Origin of the sequence: Methylobacterium symbioticum (genome assembly GCF_902141845.1) — a bacterium.
Taxonomy (GTDB): domain Bacteria; phylum Pseudomonadota; class Alphaproteobacteria; order Rhizobiales; family Beijerinckiaceae; genus Methylobacterium; species Methylobacterium symbioticum.
In genome coordinates this window covers 82964-99027 of sequence record NZ_CABFPH010000010.1, presented here as the reverse complement: position 1 = coordinate 99027, position 16064 = coordinate 82964, and the positions used below count along the sequence as shown (strand labels likewise).

The following is a 16064-nucleotide window of genomic DNA, read 5'->3' as shown; positions in this document are numbered from 1 at the left end:
CGGGCCGGCGCCCGCCGCGGAGGCGCGGCTCACCGCGCTCCTGTTCCTGGCCGGCGCCGCCGCGGGCCTCGTCTACTGGCTCGTCGCCGGGCGCCACGGCGCGCCGCGGCCGGCGCGCTGAGCGAGGACAGCGTGCCGCGCCCCTGCTATCTGGGGTCGTCCGGTCGAATGAAGGGGAGCGCGCCGTGAGCGAGATGCCGAGCCGGGAGGCGATCCGCAGCCATTACGGCGAGCCGACGCCGCGCTCGCAGGCCAAGGAGCGCGACCGGCTCGACGATCATGCCCGCGCCTTCATCGCGCGCTCGCCCTTCCTGGTGATCGCCTCGGCGGACGGGGCGGGCCGCTGCGACGCCACCCCCCGCGGCGACGCGCCGGGCTTCGTGGCGGTGCCGGATGCGGGCACGCTGCTGATCCCGGACCGGCCCGGCAACCGCCGGGTCGACACGATGATGAACCTCGCCGAGAATCCCCGCCTCGGGCTGCTGTTCTTCGTGCCGGGCCTGCAGGAGACCCTGCGCGTCAACGGCCGCGCCGCCCTCGTCACGGAGGCGGCGGCGCTGGCGCCGCTCTCCGCCCACGGCAAGCTGCCCTGCGCGGCCCTGCGGATCGCCGTGGAGGAGGTCTATTTCCACTGCGGCAAGGCGCTGATCCGCTCGGACCTCTGGGCGAAGGGCGCCGGCCCGCGGCCGGATTTCCCGAGCCTCGGGCGCATCCTGTCCGACCAGATCGGCCTCGACCGGGCGGAGACGGAGCGCTCCGTGGCCGAGGGCTACCGCGACCGGCTCTACTGAATTCAGGCGGTCGGCGCGCGGCGGCCGTAATAATCGTCGACGCGCCCGCCGTAGCGGGGATCGGCGAAGGCGTCCTCCCCGGGGCCGTGGCTCGGCGCGCCCTCAAGCACGCCCGGGTCGATGTCGACCACGTAGCCGCCGAGTTCGGTGCTGTAGGTCAGGGCCCGCCAGGGCAGGGGATGGTGGTTCTCGCCGAGCCCCAGGAAGCCGCCGAAGGCCAGCACCGCGTAGGCGACCTGGCCCGAGACCTTGTCGACCATGAAGTTGTGCACCGTGCCGAGATGCCGGCCGTCGCGGTCGTAGACATCGGTGCCCTCGACCTTGTTCGACGCGATCAGGCGCGGGGTCTCGTCGATGGCCACGCCCTCGCCCGTGGGGTCGAGCTCCATGGACCCGGTCTTGCGGATGCTGCGCTCGGTGGGCAGGTCGGTCGGCATGGGGTCTCCCGCGAGGATGCGCGCCGCGGCCGCGGCCGAAGGGCGCCGGTCACGGGAGTTAGCGCGCGGGCGCGGCCGACGGTTCCGTCCGCCGGTCCAGATGCCCGGTCAGGTCAGACCAGGCCGCAGCCCCGGCCAGGCGCGGCGGGGGCCGCCTCGGCGTTGATGCCGATCCCGAGGCCGAGAACGAGGCCGGCGGCGAGGAGGACAGCGAGGGCGAGCGCGGGCACGAGCATGCGCACGAGGCTTCGCCCGCGCGCCTTAAGGGATGGTTTCCGCGTGGCCGCGGTCCACAGGTCGTGCCCCGAGAGGCGCCCGAAGGCGCCTGCCCTGTGGATGAGAGCGGGGAACCGATGAAATTCCCCTTGGAACGGGTGCCTCACCGCTTAGTTGTTGCTGCTATGCTGCCTTCGCTGCGGCGCTGGCTCGTTCGCGCGCCGCAGCGGGAACCGGAGGAAATCCATGGCGACGAAGACGACGGACAAGGCCGCGCCCAAGGCGGCGAAGGCCAAGGCACCCGCGGCCACTGCCCCCAAGGCGACCAAGGCCGCTGGCGCCACCAAGCCGAACGCCCTGCAGCAGCCGCTCAAGCCCTCGGCCGAGCTCGGCGCCATCGTCGGCACCAGCCCGCTGCCGCGCGGCGAGGTGGTGAGCAAGGTGTGGGACTACATCAAGAAGCACAACCTCCAGAACCCCGAGAACAAGCGCGAGATCGTTGCCGACGACAAGCTGAAGAAGGTCTTCGGCAAGGACAAGTGCAGCATGTTCGAGATGAACAAGCATCTCGCCGCGCACCTCAAGGCCTGATCCCCTCCGGCAGCATCGGCCAGACCGCGCCGGGACGGACGAACCCGTCCGTCCCGCGCGTCGTCAGGCGATGCTGGTGAGAACGCCGCCGTCGACGCGCAGGGCCGCACCGCTCGTCGCGCTCGCCGCCGGGCTGCACAGATAGGCCACCATGCTGGCCACCTCCTCGACGGTCGCGAGACGGCCGATCAGCGAGGTCGGCCGGTGCTCGGCGACGAACTGCCGCCCGAGCGCGTCGAGGTCGGCGTCGCCCTCGACCCCTGCCATCTGCTTCATGAAGTCGGCCACGCCCTCGGACAGGGTCGGGCCGGGCAGGACGCTGTTGACGGTCACGCCGGTGCCGGCCACCGCCTGGGCGAGGCCGCGCGAGACCGCGAGCTGCGCGGTCTTGGTCATGCCGTAATGGACCATCTCGTTGGGGATGTTCAGGGCGGATTCGCTGGCGATGAAGATCACGCGGCCCCAGCCCCGCGTCGTCATGCCCGGCGTGTAGGCCCGCGACAGGCGCACCCCGCTCATCACGTTCACCTCGAAGAAGCGCTGCCAGTCGGCGTCCGGGATCTCGAAGAAGGGCTTCGGCTCGAAGATCCCGGTATTGTTGACCAGGATGTCGACCGCCGGCAGGGCCGAGAGCAGCGCGCCGACGCCCGCCGCGCTCGCCACGTCGCCGACCGCCGCGAAGGGGCTGCCGGCACCCGTCCGCCCCGCGATCTCGCCGCGCAGCCGTGCCAGGGCAGCCTCGACCCGCTCGGCCGTGCGCCCGTTCACCCCGACATCGGCACCGAGTTCGGTGAGCGCGAGGGCGATGCCGTAGCCGATGCCGCCGGTGGAGCCGGTGACGAGGGCGCGCCGGCCGCTGAGGTTCAGATCCATGGGCTCGCGAATCCGTGAGGGCAGGATCCGGGACAACGCGCGGGAGCGTGGCCGGTGGCATGCGCCGGACGCTGGCCCGCTCAGCGGACCGGTGCGCGGCGCAGGATGCTGGTGACGATGCCGGCGAGCGCCAGCATCACGGCCCACCACAGGGAGACATGGACGCCGAAACCCGCGCCCTGCGCATGGGTCAGCCCGAAGATCACGGCCACCAGGGCAGCCCCGAGGGACTGGCCGGTGAGGCGGGCGGTGGATTGCATGCCGCTGGCGCCACCGCTGCGCTCGCGCGGGGCGGCCGTGATGATCACCCGGTTGTTCGGCGACTGGAACAGGCCGAAGCCGAGCCCGCAGAGCGCGAGCCGCCAGGCGATGTCGAGGGCGTGCGGCTCGGGCGGCAGCAGGGCGACCGCGGCGAGGCCCGCCGCCATCAGGCCAAGCCCGATGCCGCCGAGCAGCCCCGGCGGGTAGCGGTCGGCGAGCCGGCCGGCGAGGGGCGCCATCAGGGCGATGGCGATCGGCCAGGGGGTCAGCAGGAAGCCGGCCTCGGTGCTGGAGCGGTGCAGCACGTCCTGGAAGTAGAAGGGCAGGGCGATGTAGGCGATGAGCTGCGACGAGAAGGCCAGGATCGAGGAGGCCATCGAGAGCGCGAAGGCCGGGATCCTGAGGAGGTCGACGGGCAGGAGCGGCGCCGCGAGCCGCATCTGCCGCCGCACGAACACGGTGCCGACGAGGAGCGCGCCGGCGAGGACGGCGAGCGCCTGCGGCAGCCGCTCCGGCTCGCCGAGCTTGTCGACGCCGACGATCATCAGGCCGAAGGTGAGGGCGTTGAGCACGGCGCTCACGCCGTCGAAGCGCGCGCCGCTGCGCGGCGTGACCGGCAGGGTGCGCGAGGCGACGGCCAGCGCCGCGAGGCCGACCGGCACGTTGACCAGGAACAGCCAGGGCCAGTCGGCGAAGGAGAGGATCGCGGCGGCGACCGTCGGGCCCGCCGCCGAGGCCATGGCCACCATCAGGGCGACGTTGCCGACGCCGCGGCCGATCATCCGGTGCGGATAGATGAAGCGCACCAGCGCGATGTTGACGCTCATCACCCCGGCCGCCCCGAGACCCTGCGCGATCCGGGCCGCGACGAGGAGGGAGAGGCTCGGCGCGAGGGCGCAGGCCAGGGAGGCCGCCACGAAGACGGCGAGCCCCGCGAGATAGACCCGGCGGTAGCCGAGGATGTCGCCCAGCGAGGCCAGCGGCAGCAGCGCCGCCGTCACCGCGATCTGGTAGGCGTTGACCACGAAGATCGCCGCGTCGGGCTGAACGGCGAGGTCGCGCGCCATCACGGGCAGCGCCACGTTGACGATGGCGCCGTCGAGCACGGCCATGGTCATGGCGAGCGCGATCGCCAGCATGGCGAGCAGCCGCTCGCGAACCGGCAGCCCGTCCTGCTGCGCGCGCGTCTCGGGTCCGGCCGCCTCGGCCATGATCGTGCCTGCTCCGTCTGCGGGTGACGCAAGGGGCCATCTCACCGCGCGGGCCCGCCGTCGAGGCGTGCGATGTGCCCTATGTCACGCCGCGTGCAGCGCGGCCGGTCCAAGCGGCGCCGGCCCCCGCGACGACGGAGCCTCCCGTGCGCCATGTCCTGACCATCCCCGCCCTCGGATTCAGCCTGGGCCTCGCCCTCCTCGCGGGGACGGCGCCCCCGGCCGCCGCCCAGACGGCCGAGCCGCTGGGCATCGCGCTCGAGGGCTTCGCCTACCCCTATCCGGTCTCGTACCTGCCGCTGACCCGCGACGGCGAGGCGCAGCGCCTCGCCTACATGGACGTGGCGCCCCAGGGCAGCCCGAACGGACGCACGGTGGTCCTCCTGCACGGGCGCAACTTCCCGTCGAGCTACTGGGCCCCGGTGATCGCGGCCCTGTCCGGCGCGGGCTACCGGGTGGTGGCGCCGGACCAGCTCGGCTTCGGCAAGTCCTCGAAGCCGGTCGGACCCTTCACCTTCGACCGCATGGCCGCCGACACCGTGGCGCTCCTCGATGCCCTCGCGCTGGCCCGCGTCGACGTGGTGGCGCACTCGATGGGCGGAATGCTCGCCGTGCGCCTCGCCCGCAACGCGCCCGACCGGGTGAACAGCCTGCTGCTGGAGGCGCCGATCGGCCTGGAGGATTACCGGTTCAGCGTGCCGCTGGTGCCGGATTCCGAGCTGCTGAAGCGCGAGGGCGCGCTCACGGCGGAGGCCTATCGCAAGCAGCTGATGACGACGCAGTCGATCTCGCTGCCGGAATCGGCGATCGAGCCCTTCGTGGAGATCCGCGAGCGGGTGAAGGGCTCGGGGGAATATCCGCGCTGGCTGCAATCCTTCGTGAATTCCTATCAGGCGATCTGGGGGCAGCCGGTGGTGCACGAGATCCCGCTGATCCAGGCGCCGACCCTGTTCGTGATGGGCGGCAACGACCACAACGCCCCCGGCAAGCCCTTCGCGCCGCCCGATCTCGCCGCGGCGATGGGCCGGAACGCCGAGCACGCGCGCAGCCTCGCCACCCGCATGCCGAGCGGGCGGGCGGAGGTCTTCGACGGGATCGGCCATCTCGTCCACATGGAGGCGACCGACCGCTTCAACGCCCGGATGCTCGATTTCCTCGACGGGCATTGAGCGAGGGCAGGGCTCACATCGTGGTCATCGGCTCGGATCGACCGGCCGAGGCGACCCCGCAGGCCGGCTCTCCGCCTGCCATCGGCGCGTGCATGTCGAGCGCTTGGGCGCCCGCGCCATCGTAGGCGTCGAACAGGGCGGTGAGGATCAGCCGCGCCGGGATGTCGAGATCGGGCGGCATGCCGAGATCGACGGTGCGCTGGAAATTGCTCTTCGGATCGGGCTGCGAGAAGCCGAGCCGATGCAGGGCCGCGACGGCCTCCGGTCTCAGGTGGCGACGGATGCCGGAATCGTCCCGGTCGCGATAGGCTCCCGACGAGGCTTCGCAGAGCATCGTCCGGTCTTCGTCAACGAAGATGCATTGCACGTAGCTCTGCGGCTCGCCGCGGATCGCGACGACGAGGAACCGGTTTCGGGAGGTGTCCCGCGGGCCACGCTCGTGGATGTGCGTCAGGCGCGTGCGCACGGCGCAGAGATGATCGGTGACAAACTGGTCCCGCGGGGTCGGGGCCGCCTCGGCGGCCTGCGCGAGCAGAAGAGCGAGGGCCGCCGCGACGAACGACCGTCGCGGACCCGTCACCGCGTGCCGTCCCGCCGCAGCAGGAACACGCCCTGCGCCCCGATCAGGTTCCAGAACCACCAGGGCATCGAGAAGCGCATCGGGCGGCCGCTGGCGTCGAGGGCGGCGGCGGTCTCGATCTTGGCGCCGACGAGCCGGCACAGGCCGACGAAGTCGCGGATCGTGCAATGGTGGATGTTGGGCGTCTCGTACCAGGCTTCCGGCAGGATCTCGGTCATCGGCATGCGCCCGCGGAAGGCGAGCTCGGCCCGCACGCGCCAATGCCCGAAATTCGGGAAGGAGATGATCACCTGCTGGCCGATGCGCAGCAGGTGCTCCAGCACGATCTTCGGGTTGCGCGTCGCCTGGATGGTCTGGGACAGCACCACCACGTCGAAGGCGTCGTCCGGGTAGTTGGCGAGGTCGGTGTCGGCGTCGCCCTGGATCACCGGCAGGCCGCGGGCGAGGCAGGCATTCACGCCTTCGCGCGACAGCTCGATGCCGCGCCCGTCGACGCCGCGCCGGTCGCGCAGGAGCGCCAGCAGGGCGCCGTCGCCGCAGCCGATGTCGAGCACGCGCGCCCCCGGCGGCACGAAGCCGAGCACCACGAGATGGTCGACGCGGGTGGCGCCGCCCTCGGCCTCGCTGCGCGGCAGGGCCTCGGTCGCCTGCCAGGGCGCGAGGCCGGTCTTGTGCGCGCCGCTCACAGGCCGCGGGCCCGGGCGGCGGCGTCGATGAAGCCGCGGGCGGCCGAGAACATCGCCGGCTCGTCGAGCAGGAAGGCGTCGTGGCCCTTGTCGCTCTCCACCTCGACGAAGGCGACGGGCGCCGCGGCCGCGTTGAGCGCGTGCACGATCGCCCGCGAATCGGAGGTCGGGAACAGCCAGTCCGAGGTGAAGGACATCACGCAGAACCGGGTCTTCGAGTCGCGGAAGGCGTTGGCGAGCACGCCGCCGTGGTCGGCGGCGAGGTCGAAATAGTCCATCGCCCGGGTGAGGTAGAGATAGGCGTTCGCGTCGAAGCGCTCGACGAAGCTCAGGCCCTGGTGGCGCAGATAGCTCTCGATCTGGAAGTCGGCGTTGAACGAGAAGGTCGGCGCGCTGCGGCCCTGGAAGCGCCGGCCGAACTTCCGGTGCAGGGCCGGCTCCGACAGGTAGGTGATGTGTGCGCCCATGCGCGCGACGCCGAGGCCCTTGGCCGGCCGCGTGCCGGCCTCCAGGTAGCGCCCCTCCGCCCAGGCCGGATCGGCCATGATCGCCTGCCGGCCGACCTCGTGGAAGGCGATGTTCTGGGCGGAGTGGCGGGCGCCCGTGGCGATCGGCATCGCCGCGAAGACCCGCTCCGGAAAGAGCGCGGCCCATTGCAGCACCTGCATGCCGCCCATCGAGCCGCCGATGCAGAGGAACAGGTCCTCGATGCCGAGATGCTCGATCAGCATCGCCTGGGCCCGGACCATGTCGCGGATGGTGACCAGGGGGAAGTCGAGCCCGTAGGGCCGCCCCGTCGCCGGATCGAGGGAGGCCGGGCCGGTCGAGCCCATGCAGGAGCCGATCACGTTCGAGCAGATCACGAAGTAGCGGTCGGTATCGACCGGCTTGCCGGGGCCGACGAGGCTCTCCCACCAGCCGGGCTTGCCGGTGACCGGGTGGCGGTGGGCGAAATACTGGTCGCCGGTCAGCGCGTGGCAGATCAGCACCGCGTTCGAGCGCGCCGCGTTCAGGGTGCCCGCCGTCTGGTAGGCGACCTGGAACGGGCTGAGATCGACGCCCGAATCCATCGCGAGCGGCCGGTCGGCGCCGAACAGGGCGACCGGGCTCTGCGGCTCGAGCGCCTGGCTGAGTTCGAGGCTCGGGCGCATCCCGCGGCCGGGCTCCACGGTGGGGCCGATGCCGAGGGCGGTGTCGGGGGCGTTGTCCATGACCGTTCGCGTGCGGGCGCGCTGCCGGATGAGGCGCGGGGCTCCGGGAGGCGCGCCGTGCGTGATCGCCCGAGGTAGTATGCGGGGCCCGCAGCGTCAACGAAACCCGGGCGGCGCCCCCGTTCAGAGGCGCCCCTCATGTCCGTCCGCGAGGCCCCGGCCCGCTGGCCCTCCGGCCTGCGGGATCGTACACACGGGGCGCAAGCCGTCCCGGCCGAACACGCGACACCCGATGCGCTTCTCCAGCAAAGCTTCGTCCCAGGCTTCACCGCGCGAGGATCTCGCGGCGCTCCGCGCCGAGATCGACCGGATCGACGCCGAGATGCACGCCCTCCTGATCCAGCGCGGCACGATCATCGACCGGCTGATCGCCGTGAAGGGCACCACCGCCTCCGGCTCGGCCTTCCGCCCGGGACGCGAGGCGGCGATGATGCGGCGCGTGGCCGAGCGCCATCGCGGGCTCCTGCCCCTCGACACGGTGGAGGGGATCTGGCGCGTCATCATCGCCACCTTCACCTATGTGCAGGCCCCGTTCTCGGTGCATGCCGATGTCTCGGGCGGCGATCCGGCGATGCGCGATTCCGCCCGCTTCCATTTCGGCTTCACCGTGCCCTACCGCCCGCACCCGACCTGCGCGGCGGTGATCGAGGCGGTGGCGGCCTCGCGCGGCGATCTCGGCATCTTCCGCTTCGAGTCCAAGGGGACCACCGGCGCGGTGCGCCCGCCCAAGGGCGAGGCGTGGTGGGAGGGGCTGATCGGCGAGGGCCGCCCGAAGGTGATCGCGCGGCTGCCCTTCATCGAGCGCCCGACCCATCCGGCCGGCACGCCGGTCTTCGTGGTGGCCAAGCCCCTGGAGGATCCGACCGCGGCGCAGCGCGACTGGGTGCTCCATGCCGCCCGCACCGCGACCTGGACGGCCGAGACGGAGCGCGCCCTGCAGGACCTCTACGGCGAGGTGGTGGGCCGGGCCAAGCCGCGCGGCGAGGGCGAGCGGCTGCTGATCGCGGTGCCCGGGGGCGTCGGTCCGCGCCAGCTGCGCGAGGCCCTCGACCGGGCCGGCGCCGAGGTCGCCGCCCTCGACGAGACCGGCAGTCACGCCGCCCGCTTCCGGGTCTGAGGCCGATCCCTCAGGGAGCCCCGACACGGCACGCGACCCGGCTCGCCCGGGGCCAGCCGTAATAGGTGACGCTGCCCTCGGCCCGGCCGGACAGCGCCGGCACCGAGCCCGCGACCTGTTCGAGCACCGCGCCGGCACCGTCGAGAAAGCGGCAGATGAAGGCGACGGGCCCCGCGCCGCCGGGCCCGTCCCCGTGCAGGATCACGTGGGCCCGCTGCGGCTCGTGCGAATCCGAAGGCTGGCCGAGGCGGGCCTCCGCCACGACCGGTTCGGCGCGCGCGGGCCCCGGCAGGCCGGCGAGCAGGAGCAGGGCCGGCAGGACCGCCCGTATCCGCAGCGCCGCAGGCGCGCCGCGGGCTTCATCGGCCGCGGAAATGCTGTAGAGGGGCGGCTCGGCTCTTCTGACCCCCGACGCTCCATGTCCGCCGCCCCGTCCTCCGCTTCTCCCCTCCGCCCCGTGCCGCGCCCCGGCGTGATGGCGATCGAGGCCTACGTGCCCGGCAAGAGCGGGGCGCCCGGCGCGACCAAGATCCATAAGCTGTCCTCCAACGAGACGCCGCTCGGCCCGAGCCCGGCGGCGATCGCCGCCATGCAGGAGACGGCCGGAAAGCTCGCACTCTACCCGGACGGCAATTCCACGGCGCTGCGCGCGGCCATCGCCGCGCGCTACGGGCTCGACCCCGCCCGCATCGTCTGCGGCGCGGGCTCGGACGAGCTGCTCTCCTTCCTCGCCTACGCCTATGTCGGCCCCGGCGACGAGGGCCTGTTCAGCGCGCACGGCTTCCTCGTCTACCGGATCGCGATCCTGGCCGCGGGCGGGACGCCCGTGGTCGCGCCCGAGCGCGACCTCACGACCGATGTGGACGCCCTGCTGGCGCGCGTCACCGAGCGGACCAAGATCGTCTACATCGCCAACCCCAACAACCCGACCGGCACCTACCTGCCCTTCGACGCGGTGCGCCGCCTCCATGCCGGGCTGCCGCCGCACGTGCTCCTCGTTCTCGACGGGGCCTACGCCGAATATGTCCGCCGCAACGACTACTCGGCCGGGCTCGACCTCGTGCTCGACGCCGACAATGTCGTGATGACCCGCACCTTCTCGAAGATTCACGGTCTCGCGTCCTTGCGCATCGGCTGGATGGTGGCGCCCGCCCATGTGGCGGACGCGGTCAACCGCATCCGGGGGCCGTTCAACCTCTCCGGCGCGGCGATCGCGGCGGGCGCGGCGGCGGTCGCCGACGACGCCCACCTCGCCGCAGCGATGACCCACAACGAGACGGGGCTGCCCCGCCTCACCGAGGGGGCGGAGGCGCTGGGGCTGACCGTGACCCCGAGCGTCGGGAACTTCATCCTGGTGCATTTCCCGCCTGAGCCCGGCCGGTCGGCGGCGGAGGCGGACGCGTTCCTCGCCGAGCGCGGGGTGATCGTGCGCCGCGTCGCCTCCTACGGCCTGCCGGACGCGCTCCGGGTCACCGTCGGCAGCGCCGAGGCGAACGAGGCCTCCCTCGCCGCCCTCTCCGATTTCGTGCGGGGCGGGCATGCCTGAGGCGGGCAGGGACGGCGCCGCACCCGTCTTCGGGCGGCTGGCCATCGTCGGGCTGGGGCTGATCGGCTCCTCGACCGCCCGCGGGGCCCGCCGCTACGGCCTCGCCGACACGATCGTGGCGATCGACGCGGACGCGGCGGTGCGCGCCCGCGTGAGCGAACTCGGCCTCGCCGACCGGGTGACCGGCGACGCGGTCGGGGGGGCCGCCGAGGCCGATCTCGTGATCCTGTGCGTGCCCGTCGGCGCGGTCGGCACGGTCGCGGCGGAGATCGCGCCGCACCTCAAGCCCGGTGCCATCCTGTCCGATGTCGGCTCGGTGAAGGGCTCGGTGGTGGCCGCGGTGATGCCGCACCTGCCCGCGGGCGTCGCCTTCGTGCCGGGCCATCCCGTCGCGGGCACCGAGTATTCGGGGCCGGATGCGGGCTTCTCGACCCTGTTCGAGAACCGCTGGTGCATCCTCACGCCCCCCGAGGGCACGGCGGAGGCGGCGACCGCGCAGGTCACGCGCTTCTGGGAGGGGCTCGGCGCCATCGTCGAGACGATGAGCCCCGAGCACCACGACCTCGTGCTGGCCATCACCAGCCACGTGCCGCACCTCATCGCCTACAACATCGTCGGCACCGCCGCGGACCTGGAAGAGGTGACCCAGTCCGAGGTGATCAAGTTCTCCGCCGGCGGCTTTCGCGACTTCACCCGGATCGCGGCCTCCGACCCGACCATGTGGCGCGACATCTTCCTGACCAACAAGGACGCGGTGCTGGAGATGCTGGGGCGCTTCAACGAGGACCTCGCGGCCCTCGCCCGCGCCATCCGCTGGGGCGACGGCGAGGCGCTGCACGCCCTCTTCACCCGCACCCGGGCGATCCGCCGCGGCATCGTGGCCATGGGCCAGGAGACGGCGGAGCCGGATTTCGGACGGCGGCCCAAGGTCGAGGGTTGATGACCAAGGGCTGATGGCCGAGGGCTGCGGAGGGCTGATCGAGCCCTCCGCAGCCCTCGGGCCGGCGCCGGGGTCAGCGCTGGAAGGCCGAGCGCAGGAGGCCTTGCTGGGCCGCCACCGGGCTCTCCAGCGGGATCGGCATCGGCCGGTCGTCGGAGATCAGGGTATCGAGGTGCAGGATGCGGGCGTGGAGCCGGCGGGTGCGCAGGACGAGATCCTGCAGCCGCACCGGCAGCAGGCTGAAGCTGTCGGGTTTCGGGGGCTCGGCCGTGGCGAGGCGGACCCGGTTCTTCTCCTGCAGGGCCTGATCCGCGGTCAGCTCGCCCTCGGCGACGGCGCGTTGCACCAGGAGCCAGGAGGCGACCTGCATCAGGAGCGTGGTCAGGCGCATGCTCTCGGAGGCGTAGCTCAGGGTGGCGTCGCGGGAGATCAACCGCGATTCCTCGCGCCCGTCACCGTCGAGATAGGCCGCGGTCTCCTCGACCAGCGCCATGCCTTCGCGGAACAGCACGCGGAACGCCTCGGAGCCGACATAGGTCTGGCCGAAATCCACCCAGTCGCGCTCGTCGCGAAACGTAACGTCGAAGCCGATCATCTTGCCTCCTCAACCCCGCTTCGGGCCGTCGCCTGTCCCGTTGCGGGACGCGCCGGCCGATCACGGGGTCACAGCCGCAATCCTAACGCCGAATGCGGCGGCACGTCGGACAAAGCTTTCCATACCGTTAACGCCGTCGATGCGCGCCGGTCCGGGGGGGGGCGGGGCGCCGATCCGCCTCACTCCCCGGATCGCACCGTCAGCCCCATCTCCCGGGTCTCGATCCGTGCGGGGAGGGCGGTGTTGACGCTGCGGGCGATCACTCTGGGGCCGGGCGCCGATCTCGCCGGCTTCCGTGCCGCCACGCGCGCCCTCGTCGGCGCGGGCGTCCCGCCCGAGCGGGTCGCCTGGAGCGTCGGCGGCGCGGCCCAGCTCTTCGGCGAGGAGGCCGGGGCCGGCGGCGCGCCCCTGCGCCTGCCGCGCGCGCTGGCCGACCTCGTGCCGATGGTGGTGCCGCACCGCGATCCCGAGCGCTACGGCCTGCTCTACGCCCTGATCTGGCGGGTCGCGGCGGGCGAGCGCCACCTCCTCGAAGTCGCGAGCGACCCGCTCGTGCACCGGCTCGGGCTGATGCGGAAGGCGGTGGCCCGCGACCTTCACAAGATGCACGCCTTCCTGCGCTTCCGCCGCGGCGAGGACGCCGGCGCTGAGCGCTTCACCGCCTGGTTCGAGCCCGACCATCACATCCTGGAGGCCGCCGCGCCCTTCTTCGTGGAGCGCTTCCGCGCCCTGCGCTGGTCGATCCTGACCCCGGAGGGCTCGGCGCATTGGGATGGCGCGGCGCTGCGCTTCGGCCCGCCCGGGCGCAAGGCGGACCTGCCCGAGGGCGACGGCTTCGAGGAGGGCTGGCGCGACTACTACGCCAGCACCTTCAACCCGGCCCGCACCAACCTCAAGGCCATGCGCGCCGAGATGCCGAAGAAGTACTGGCGGAACATGCCGGAGACCGCGCTGATTCCCACTCTCGTCCGCAACGCCGAATCCGGAACCCGCGCGATGATCGAGAGGAGCCCGAGCGTGCCAGCCAAGCGCAATCCCGAGCGGGCGGTCGCCGCCATGGCCGATCAGGAGCCGCGCTCCCTGGAGGCGCTGAACGCGATCATCGCCCGCAGCGAGCCGCTGGTGCCGGGCGCGACCCAGGCGGTGCTCGGCGAGGGTCCCGTCGGCGCAACCCTCGCCTTCGTCGGCGAGCAGCCGGGCGACCAGGAGGACCGGCAGGGCCGGCCCTTCGTCGGTCCGGCCGGCCAACTCCTGTCCCGGGCGATGCAGGAGGCCGGGATCGACCGGTCCGCGAGCTACCTCACGAATGCCGTCAAGCATTTCAAGTTCGAGGAGCGCGGCAAGCGCCGCATCCACCAGAAGCCCACCGCGGGCGAGGTCAGCCACTATCGCTGGTGGCTCGACCGGGAACTCGATTTCGTCGGGCCGCGCCTCGTGGTGGCGCTCGGCGCCACCGCCGTGCTGGCGCTGACCGGCAAGGCGGTGCCGATCACCCGGGCGCGCGGACCCTTCCGCTTCGAGCGGTTCCACAACCGCTTCGAGGGCTTCATCACCGTCCACCCCTCCTACCTGCTGCGCCTGCCGGACGAGGCCAAGGCGGAGGCCTACGCCGCCTTCGTGGACGACCTGTGCCGGGCCGAGGCGCTCGGGCGGGAGCTCGCAGGATGAGGCACGGTTTCCCTCCCCCGCAGAGGGGGGAGGGAATGCGCGTCTGCTGACGCGCGATGCCGTGCCGATGCGGGCCCAACAGGCCTCCGCGCTGCCAAGCCCGTCAGGCCAATCTCAACCTTTCCGGTTCATGAAGGGCGGATGAGAGGCGGGCCGGCGTATCCGGGCTCGCGGAGACGCGTGCATGAGCTCCAGTCTCGCGATCGGACATTCCGTGCCGGGCCGGCCGCCCGCCCGGCGGGAGAGCGCCCGTCCAGGCCAGGCGCCCGCCGGCGGCATCCGCGTGCTGCGGCTGGTGACCGGGCTCGCCAAGGCGCTGTTCGTCGCCTTCATCTTCTTCGCCTGCTTCGCCTTCTCGGACGCCTCGCCCTACGACCTCGTGGCGCTGCCGACGATGCTGCTCTGGCTCTGCCTCGGCCTCCGCCTGCACCGGGGCGTGGTGCCGCTGGTGGGGCTGCTGCTGCTCTATCTCGTCGCGATCGGCCTCGCGCTGATGCCCTATCTCGACGAGAGCGTGCCCGTGACTTGGACGGTCCAGCTCGTCTACCTCGCGGTCACGGGCATCTTCTTCGCGATGTTCTTCGCCGACGAGACCCAGTCCCGCATGGAACTGGCGCTCCAGGCCTATACCGTGAGCTGCCTGTTCTCGGCCGTGCTCGGCATCGCGGGCTATCTCGGCCTGATCGGCGTCGAGGACCTGTTCTACAAGTACGGCCGCGCGTCCGGCACCTTCCAGGACCCGAACGTGTTCGGCTCCTTCCTCACCCTCGGCGCGCTCTACCTGATGCGCAACCTGCTCACCGGGGAGACGCGCCGGCCGGTCCTCTCCTTCCTGAGCCTGCTCGTCCTGCTCGCGGGCATCTTCCTGTCCTTCTCCCGCGGCTCCTGGGCCGGCTCGGTGGTCGCGACCGCGGTGATGGTCGGGGCGGTCTACCTCACCTGCGAATCGCCGCGGCTGCGGCGGCGCATCCTGGTCCTCGTCGGCGCCACCCTCGTGCTCGGGATCGTCATCCTCTGCGCGCTGCTCTCCATCGAGAGCGTGCGGACGATGTTCCTGGAGCGGGCCACCGTCACCAAGGATTACGACGAAGGCGAGACCGGGCGCTTCGGCAACCAGATCCGCGGCATCGGCATGCTGCTCGAGATGCCGCTCGGCATGGGCCCGATGCATTGGCGCCTGATCTTCGGCCTGGAGCCGCACAATTCCTTCATCGGCAGCTTCGCCAATGGCGGCTGGCTCGGCGGCGCGGTCTTTCTCGGCCTCGTCCTGGCCACGGGCTTCGTCGGCTTCCGCCTGATGGCCCGGCCCTCGCCGTTCCGGGCCCATGCCCAGATCGTCTGGCCGGCGCTGCTGATGTTCTTCCTGCAGGCCCTGCAGATCGACATCGAGAAGTGGCGCCACGTCTACATGATGCTCGGCATGGTCTGGGGCCTGGAGGCCGCGCGGCTGCGCTGGGCCGCGCGGCGGACCCCTCACGCCGCCGGCATCTCCGCCTCGGGCTCCGGATCGGCCGTCCAGGCGGTGGCAAAGGCCGCGAGCTGACGCGCATCGCCGAAGGCGAGCACCGTCACCGTGCGCTCGGCCGGGGCGGCGCCCGGATGGGGCGCCAGCGCGATCGTCACCCGGACGAGCCGGGCGTCGGGCGCCTGCGCCGCGATCCAGCCTTGCGCCTCCGCGTTCAGCCGGTCGGGCGCCGCGAGCGCCCGAGAGTCGCCGCGCAGCACGATCACGTAGGATCCGAGGCTCGGATCCTTCTCCTGCACCGCCTTGACGATGTCGATCACGGGTTCAGCCTTCGGGGAATGCGTTGATCTGGACCTGCGCCTGCCGGTCGGTGAATTTCGGGATGTCGCCGAAGATCTCCGGCCCGTGCGCCGCCGCGGCCTTGGCGAAGGCGTCGGCCGAGTCCCAGGTCAGGAGCGCCATCACCTGGAAGGGGGCGGCCCCGCCATCCGGCGTCGAGACGCCCTTGACCACCTTCGCCTCGTGCAGGCCGAAGGAGGACCAGCGCTCCCGCACCAGCGGCATGTGGTGGCCGAGATAGTAGTCCATGTCGAACCGGCCGCCGGCCGGGTACATCACGCTGACGAGCACCATGGGACGTCTCTCCTGACGGACCCGTCTTCGCGCGGGCCGCGGCGACAGGAGCACCGAACGGCCCGGCACGCAAC

Annotated in this window: 19 protein-coding genes; 8 read left to right on the top strand and 11 right to left on the bottom strand. The window is 72.3% G+C overall.

Annotation, left to right across the window (positions count from 1 at the left end):
• Positions 1-194: 194 nt before the first annotated feature.
• Entirely contained in the window at positions 195-791 is a 597-nt protein-coding gene (locus tag MET9862_RS05935) for an MSMEG_1061 family FMN-dependent PPOX-type flavoprotein (RefSeq protein WP_142582189.1), read from the top strand.
• 2 nt (positions 792-793) lie between these two features.
• Here MET9862_RS05935 and MET9862_RS05930 read toward each other — a convergent pair whose 3' ends face one another.
• A complete protein-coding gene (locus MET9862_RS05930) occupies positions 794-1228 on the bottom strand; it encodes a PRC-barrel domain-containing protein (RefSeq protein ID WP_142582180.1) in 435 nt (144 codons plus the stop codon).
• A 113-nt stretch (positions 1229-1341) separates the two neighbouring features.
• Entirely contained in the window at positions 1342-1464 is a 123-nt protein-coding gene (locus MET9862_RS30415; protein WP_280178953.1) for a hypothetical protein, read from the bottom strand.
• 226 nt (positions 1465-1690) lie between these two features.
• Here MET9862_RS30415 and MET9862_RS05925 point away from each other — a divergent pair, with 226 nt between their 5' ends.
• Positions 1691-2035 (top strand): SWIB/MDM2 domain-containing protein, encoded by a 345-nt coding sequence (locus MET9862_RS05925; protein WP_142582179.1) that lies wholly within the window; start codon positions 1691-1693, stop codon positions 2033-2035.
• 63 nt (positions 2036-2098) lie between these two features.
• Here MET9862_RS05925 and MET9862_RS05920 read toward each other — a convergent pair whose 3' ends face one another.
• Both MET9862_RS05920 and MET9862_RS05915 read right to left on the bottom strand, forming a co-directional pair.
• Entirely contained in the window at positions 2099-2908 is an 810-nt protein-coding gene (locus tag MET9862_RS05920; protein ID WP_142582178.1) for an SDR family NAD(P)-dependent oxidoreductase, read from the bottom strand.
• An 80-nt stretch (positions 2909-2988) separates the two neighbouring features.
• On the bottom strand, positions 2989-4380 hold the full coding sequence (locus tag MET9862_RS05915) for an MFS transporter (protein WP_142582177.1): 1392 nt from the start codon (positions 4378-4380) through the stop codon (positions 2989-2991).
• 146 nt (positions 4381-4526) lie between these two features.
• On the opposite strand from MET9862_RS05915, the gene MET9862_RS05910 reads away from it, so the two are divergent.
• On the top strand, positions 4527-5549 hold the full coding sequence (locus MET9862_RS05910) for an alpha/beta fold hydrolase (protein ID WP_438616596.1): 1023 nt from the start codon (positions 4527-4529) through the stop codon (positions 5547-5549).
• A gap of 13 nt (positions 5550-5562) precedes the next feature.
• On the opposite strand, the gene MET9862_RS05905 is transcribed toward MET9862_RS05910, so the two are convergent.
• From MET9862_RS05905 to metX, 3 genes are read right to left on the bottom strand one after another with little or no spacing between them, the layout of a single operon-like run.
• The gene (locus tag MET9862_RS05905) at positions 5563-6129 is read right to left on the bottom strand and encodes a TY-Chap domain-containing protein (RefSeq protein ID WP_142582176.1); all 567 of its coding nucleotides are present in this window, start codon (positions 6127-6129) and stop codon (positions 5563-5565) included.
• The gene (gene metW, locus MET9862_RS05900; protein WP_142582175.1) at positions 6126-6815 is read right to left on the bottom strand and encodes a methionine biosynthesis protein MetW; all 690 of its coding nucleotides are present in this window, start codon (positions 6813-6815) and stop codon (positions 6126-6128) included. The genes MET9862_RS05905 and metW overlap by 4 nt, the downstream gene beginning before the upstream one ends.
• Positions 6812-8026: a homoserine O-acetyltransferase MetX gene (gene metX / locus MET9862_RS05895; protein ID WP_438616595.1), complete on the bottom strand. Its 1215-nt coding sequence runs from the start codon at positions 8024-8026 to the stop codon at positions 6812-6814. The genes metW and metX overlap by 4 nt, the downstream gene beginning before the upstream one ends.
• A gap of 232 nt (positions 8027-8258) precedes the next feature.
• Between metX and MET9862_RS05890 the strand changes: the two genes are divergently transcribed.
• Positions 8259-9143 carry a chorismate mutase gene (locus MET9862_RS05890; RefSeq protein WP_142582174.1) on the top strand — a complete coding sequence of 295 codons (885 nt, stop codon included), beginning with the start codon at positions 8259-8261 and terminating at the stop codon, positions 9141-9143.
• Positions 9144-9153: 10 nt separating this feature from the next.
• Here the strand turns inward: MET9862_RS05890 and MET9862_RS05885 are convergent, their stop codons facing one another.
• The gene (locus MET9862_RS05885) at positions 9154-9405 is read right to left on the bottom strand and encodes a hypothetical protein (RefSeq protein WP_142582173.1); all 252 of its coding nucleotides are present in this window, start codon (positions 9403-9405) and stop codon (positions 9154-9156) included.
• Positions 9406-9561: 156 nt separating this feature from the next.
• On the opposite strand from MET9862_RS05885, the gene MET9862_RS05880 reads away from it, so the two are divergent.
• Together MET9862_RS05880 and MET9862_RS05875 are read left to right on the top strand one after the other, a co-directional pair.
• Positions 9562-10689 (top strand): pyridoxal phosphate-dependent aminotransferase, encoded by a 1128-nt coding sequence (locus tag MET9862_RS05880; protein ID WP_142582172.1) that lies wholly within the window; start codon positions 9562-9564, stop codon positions 10687-10689.
• Positions 10682-11629: a prephenate/arogenate dehydrogenase family protein gene (locus tag MET9862_RS05875; RefSeq protein ID WP_142582171.1), complete on the top strand. Its 948-nt coding sequence runs from the start codon at positions 10682-10684 to the stop codon at positions 11627-11629. The genes MET9862_RS05880 and MET9862_RS05875 overlap by 8 nt, the downstream gene beginning before the upstream one ends.
• Before the next feature lie 73 nt (positions 11630-11702).
• Here the strand turns inward: MET9862_RS05875 and rcdA are convergent, their stop codons facing one another.
• Positions 11703-12224 carry a protease adaptor protein RcdA gene (gene rcdA / locus MET9862_RS05870; RefSeq protein ID WP_142582170.1) on the bottom strand — a complete coding sequence of 174 codons (522 nt, stop codon included), beginning with the start codon at positions 12222-12224 and terminating at the stop codon, positions 11703-11705.
• A gap of 249 nt (positions 12225-12473) precedes the next feature.
• Between rcdA and MET9862_RS05865 the strand changes: the two genes are divergently transcribed.
• Complete coding sequence (locus MET9862_RS05865; RefSeq protein ID WP_142582186.1) at positions 12474-13892, top strand: UdgX family uracil-DNA binding protein; 1419 nt, start codon at positions 12474-12476, stop codon at positions 13890-13892.
• Between the two features lie 184 nt (positions 13893-14076).
• Positions 14077-15435, top strand: coding sequence for an O-antigen ligase family protein (locus MET9862_RS05860; RefSeq protein ID WP_142582169.1), 1359 nt, complete (start codon positions 14077-14079; stop codon positions 15433-15435).
• Here the strand turns inward: MET9862_RS05860 and MET9862_RS05855 are convergent.
• Together MET9862_RS05855 and MET9862_RS05850 are read right to left on the bottom strand one after the other, a co-directional pair.
• A complete protein-coding gene (locus tag MET9862_RS05855; RefSeq protein WP_142582168.1) occupies positions 15366-15677 on the bottom strand; it encodes a hypothetical protein in 312 nt (103 codons plus the stop codon). The genes MET9862_RS05860 and MET9862_RS05855 overlap by 70 nt on opposite strands.
• A 4-nt stretch (positions 15678-15681) precedes the next feature.
• Complete coding sequence (locus MET9862_RS05850) at positions 15682-15990, bottom strand: EthD family reductase (RefSeq protein WP_142582167.1); 309 nt, start codon at positions 15988-15990, stop codon at positions 15682-15684.
• Positions 15991-16064: the final 74 nt, after the last annotated feature.

What these genes read in the sequence shown, in the direction of transcription:
- MET9862_RS05935 (WP_142582189.1), top strand. Translation starts at nt 195, where the DNA reads ATGCCGAGCCGGGAGGCGATCCGCAGCCATTACGGCGAGCCGACGCCG.
- MET9862_RS05930 (WP_142582180.1), bottom strand. Translation starts at nt 1,228, where the DNA reads ATGCCGACCGACCTGCCCACCGAGCGCAGCATCCGCAAGACCGGGTCC.
- MET9862_RS30415 (WP_280178953.1), bottom strand. Translation starts at nt 1,464, where the DNA reads ATGCTCGTGCCCGCGCTCGCCCTCGCTGTCCTCCTCGCCGCCGGCCTC.
- MET9862_RS05925 (WP_142582179.1), top strand. Translation starts at nt 1,691, where the DNA reads ATGGCGACGAAGACGACGGACAAGGCCGCGCCCAAGGCGGCGAAGGCC.
- MET9862_RS05920 (WP_142582178.1), bottom strand. Translation starts at nt 2,908, where the DNA reads ATGGATCTGAACCTCAGCGGCCGGCGCGCCCTCGTCACCGGCTCCACC.
- MET9862_RS05915 (WP_142582177.1), bottom strand. Translation starts at nt 4,380, where the DNA reads ATGGCCGAGGCGGCCGGACCCGAGACGCGCGCGCAGCAGGACGGGCTG.
- metX (WP_438616595.1), bottom strand. Translation starts at nt 8,026, where the DNA reads ATGGACAACGCCCCCGACACCGCCCTCGGCATCGGCCCCACCGTGGAG.
- MET9862_RS05890 (WP_142582174.1), top strand. Translation starts at nt 8,259, where the DNA reads ATGCGCTTCTCCAGCAAAGCTTCGTCCCAGGCTTCACCGCGCGAGGAT.
- MET9862_RS05880 (WP_142582172.1), top strand. Translation starts at nt 9,562, where the DNA reads ATGTCCGCCGCCCCGTCCTCCGCTTCTCCCCTCCGCCCCGTGCCGCGC.
- MET9862_RS05875 (WP_142582171.1), top strand. Translation starts at nt 10,682, where the DNA reads ATGCCTGAGGCGGGCAGGGACGGCGCCGCACCCGTCTTCGGGCGGCTG.
- rcdA (WP_142582170.1), bottom strand. Translation starts at nt 12,224, where the DNA reads ATGATCGGCTTCGACGTTACGTTTCGCGACGAGCGCGACTGGGTGGAT.
- MET9862_RS05860 (WP_142582169.1), top strand. Translation starts at nt 14,077, where the DNA reads ATGAGCTCCAGTCTCGCGATCGGACATTCCGTGCCGGGCCGGCCGCCC.
- MET9862_RS05850 (WP_142582167.1), bottom strand. Translation starts at nt 15,990, where the DNA reads ATGGTGCTCGTCAGCGTGATGTACCCGGCCGGCGGCCGGTTCGACATG.